General features: G+C 70.2%; 3 protein-coding genes. 2 read left to right on the forward strand and 1 reads right to left on the reverse strand.

The genetic code is table 11. The annotated features are described in order from the left end of the window. Positions 1-413 precede the first annotated feature (413 nt). Complete coding sequence (locus AB0924_RS38505; protein WP_358937369.1) at positions 414-863, forward strand: PTS glucose transporter subunit IIA; 450 nt, start codon at positions 414-416, stop codon at positions 861-863. 77 nt (positions 864-940) lie between these two features. After that, the gene (ptsP, locus tag AB0924_RS38510) at positions 941-2,611 is read left to right on the forward strand and encodes a phosphoenolpyruvate--protein phosphotransferase (protein ID WP_366913978.1); all 1,671 of its coding nucleotides are present in this window, start codon (positions 941-943) and stop codon (positions 2,609-2,611) included. A gap of 70 nt (positions 2,612-2,681) precedes the next feature. Here ptsP and AB0924_RS38515 read toward each other — a convergent pair whose 3' ends face one another. Continuing rightward, positions 2,682-3,566, reverse strand: coding sequence for a hypothetical protein (locus AB0924_RS38515; protein ID WP_366913979.1), 885 nt, complete (start codon positions 3,564-3,566; stop codon positions 2,682-2,684). Positions 3,567-3,709: the final 143 nt, after the last annotated feature.

The raw sequence follows: 3,709 nt of genomic DNA on the forward strand, positions 1-3,709 counted from the left end.
GGCGTTGATTTTTGGCACGCTGTTGAGTTCTCAAGGAACGGTCGCTTCCTTTGTACTCACCCTCTCGGGCTTTCCTCCGGGCGCTTCCCTTCGGTGTTCCAAACTCTATCAGTGTTCTTCCGACTCTCTGACCACCCTCCGCGGGCATGCGGAAGGGATCCCGAGAGAGGATCTGACCAGTTTGATTGCTGCCGGGCCGCGACACTTTCGCGCCGCACCGCCCCAAGCAGGAGTACGACAGTACACGGGGCCTCGAAGGCCATGCAAATCGACGGTGCTGGTGGTCTAGACCACTAGCTGGTAAGTTCCATACGGAACCGTCACTTCCTTTGGCATACGCTGCTGCTCAGCGCGCCGTTTCCGGGACAGGCAGTGACGGCCCCACCTGCAGCTCCACTTCTGGGAGGCTTCCCATGACCACCGTGACGTCCCCTCTCGCCGGTCGGGCCATCGGACTGGCCGAAGTGCCGGATCCGGTCTTCTCCGGGGCCATGGTCGGCCCGGGCACCGCGATCGACCCCGTGCGTGAACCCTCCGAGGTCGTGGCGCCGGTGGACGGCGTCATCGTTTCCCTGCACCCGCACGCCTTCGTCGTGGTCGACGGAACCGGGCACGGTGTGCTGACCCACCTCGGCATCGACACCGTTCAGCTCAACGGCGAGGGCTTCGAGCTGCTCGTCAGCAAGGGGGACACCGTGACGCGTGGACAGAGCATCGTGCGCTGGGACCCGGCCGCGGTCGAGGCGGCCGGCAAGTCCCCCGTGTGCCCCGTCGTAGCCCTCGAGGCCACCGCCGAGTCCCTCTCCGATCTGCGGGACAGTGGTGACGTGAAGGCCGGCGACAGCCTCTTCTCCTGGAACTGACGGCACGGCCGCCGTCCGGCGGCGTACAGGACGACCACCGCGGCGGCGGTCCCGCCGCACTAATCGGAGACGGTGAGATGGAGACAACGCTGCGAGGCGTCGGCGTGAGCCACGGTGTGGCGATCGGCGAGGTTCGGCACATGGGGACGGCGGTGCTCGAGCCGCCTGCCAAGCAGATACCCGCGGACGAGGCCGGACGCGAGCAGGGACGGGCCCGCCAGGCGGTGGACGCCGTGGCGGCCGATCTGATGGCGCGCGGCAATCTGGCCGGCGGCGAGGCCCAGGCGGTGCTCGAGGCGCAGGCCATGATGGCCCAGGACCCCGAGCTGATGGCGGACGTCGAGCGACGCATCGCCGTCGGCAGTACGGCCGAGCGTGCCGTCTACGACGCGTTCGCCGCGTACCGCGAGCTGCTGGCCGGTGCCGGGGAGTACCTCGCCGGGCGCGTCGCCGACCTGGACGACGTGCGGAACCGGATTGTCGCCCGGCTCCTGGGTGTGCCGATGCCGGGTGTTCCGGACAGTGACAAGCCCTATGTGCTGGTGGCGCGCGATCTGGCGCCCGCGGACACGGCGCTGCTCGACCCCACTCTCGTCCTCGGTTTCGTGACCGAGGAGGGCGGGCCGACCAGTCACAGCGCCATCCTCGCCCGCGCCCTGGGTGTTCCGGCCGTCGTGGCGCTCCCGGGCGCCAAGGAACTGGCCGAGGGGACGGTGGTCGCCGTCGACGGCAGCACCGGTGACATCTTCGTGAATCCGAGCGCCGGGAAGAGGGCCGAGCTGGAGTCGGCGGCCGCCGAGCGCAAGGCCGCGCTGGCGGCTTCCACCGGCCCGGGTGCCACGGCCGACGGGCACAAGATGCCGCTGCTGGCCAACGTCGGCGGGCCCGCGGACGTGCCGGCCGCCGTGGAGGCCGGGGCCGAGGGTGTCGGTCTGTTCCGCACGGAGTTCCTCTTCCTGGACGACAGCAAGAACGCACCGTCCGAGGACAAGCAGATGGAGGCCTACCGGCAGGTGCTGGAGGCGTTCCCCGAGGGCCGTGTGGTGGTGCGGGTGCTGGACGCGGGCGCGGACAAGCCGCTCGAGTTCCTCACTCCGGCGGACGAGCCCAACCCGGCGCTGGGCGTGCGTGGTCTTCGGACCCTGCTCGACCATCCCGACGTCCTGCGCACCCAGCTCACCGCGCTGGCCAGGGCGGCGGAAGGGCTGCCGGTCTACCTCGAGGTCATGGCGCCCATGGTGGCGGACCGTGCGGATGCCAAGGCGTTCGCGGACGCCTGCCGCGAGGCGGGGCTGCGGGCGAAGTTCGGCGCGATGGTGGAGATCCCGTCCGCCGCGCTGCGAGCGCGTTCGATCCTTCAGGAGGTCGAGTTCCTCTCGCTGGGGACCAATGACCTCGCGCAGTACACCTTTGCTGCGGACCGCCAGGTCGGTGCGGTCTCCCGGCTTCAGGACCCGTGGCAGCCGGCGCTGCTCGACCTGGTGGCGCTGTCCGCCGAGGCGGCCAAGGCCGAGGGCAAGAGCTGCGGGGTGTGCGGCGAGGCCGCCTCCGACCCGCTGCTGGCCTGTGTGCTGACCGGTCTGGGTGTCACCTCCCTGTCCATGGGCGCGGCGTCGATTCCCTATGTCCGGGCGACGCTGGCGAAGTACACGCTGGCGCAGTGCGAGCGGGCCGCCGCCGCCGCGCGGGCGGCGGACAGCGCCGAGGAGGCACGCAGCGCCGCGCAGGCGGTGCTGTCCGGGGAGTAGCCGGTCCCGGCTCGTACCGGATGGCCGGTTCAGGGGCGTCCCACCGTCGGGTGGGGCGCCCCTGACGCGTTCAGTGGCGGTGTTCCGGTGGCGTGTCCTCCTGTCCGAGGTCGGGCGGTGCGCAGTAGTCGACGTCCGGTTCGGGGCTGATGATGTCGCCGGATTCGGCGTCCGTGCAGTAGGCGTCGAAGACCTCGGCGGCACTGAGGGGTACGAGGTCGCCTCCGCGCAGTCGCCAGCCGTGCACGAGGTCGGCCGTGCCGGGAGAGCTGACACGCATGACCAGGCCGCCGTGGCTCTTGGTGGCGAGGCCGAGGGCGAGGACGCTGGTGAATTCGAGGGCTTCCGCCTCGTCGAGTTCGGTGATGCCCTGGTCGGCGTGGAGGACGGCCACGAGGGTTTCCGCCGGCGCCGAGACGCTGCAGACGAGGTGGCGGTCGCCGGGCGGGGCGGTGTCGAGGATGCGGACGACGAGGTCGGAGGCACGGGTGAAGGCGGCGCGGCCGATGTCCTCGCCGCAGGTGGCGCAGGGGCCGAGGCGGGTCAGGAGGATCGTGGCGTACTCCCAGGTGGCCTGGCGTACGGCTTCGTCGACGAGGTCGGGCAGGAGTGTGGTGAGAGGACGGCCGTCGTAGGGGACGGTGGGGCCGGTGGCCGCCAGTTGTGCGGTGAACCGGGCACGGCTGGCGGACGCTTCCGGGTCGAGGCCGGTTTCCGCGCAGAACGCGGCGTAGTCCTCGGGATCGAACAGGGCCAGTGTCGTGTGTCCGCCCTGGGCCGCCCGGGTTTTCAGCAGGGCCTCCACCTGTTGCAGGTAGGTGGTGTGGTCGTCGAAGACGAAGCTGCGGTAGCGCCGCATGGCGCTGAAGTCGTGCTCGTCGGTGAGCAGGCCGATGGTGCCGGCGATCTCGCGGCGCAGGACGCGTCGCATCGTCTGCTGGTCGGTGAGCGCCATGTTTCCCCCAAGTGCGCGGTCGATCAATGCTCACTCACAGTAACCGGGGGCACTGACATTGATGCTGATACTCGGGTTCCGGTGGTCGTGACCCGGGCACTGACTGACGCCCTGCTGGGCTGTCTTCGCGTTGTTCTGTCCAG

Source organism: Streptomyces sp. NPDC047869 (assembly GCF_040704065.1).
GTDB lineage: Bacteria > Actinomycetota > Actinomycetes > Streptomycetales > Streptomycetaceae > Streptomyces.

Bases quoted from the DNA above. Each gene is read 5' to 3' on its own strand.
- AB0924_RS38515 (WP_366913979.1), bottom strand. From the start codon at position 3,566: ATGGCGCTCACCGACCAGCAGACGATGCGACGCGTCCTGCGCCGCGAG.
- AB0924_RS38505 (WP_358937369.1), top strand. From the start codon at position 414: ATGACCACCGTGACGTCCCCTCTCGCCGGTCGGGCCATCGGACTGGCC.
- ptsP (WP_366913978.1), top strand. From the start codon at position 941: ATGGAGACAACGCTGCGAGGCGTCGGCGTGAGCCACGGTGTGGCGATC.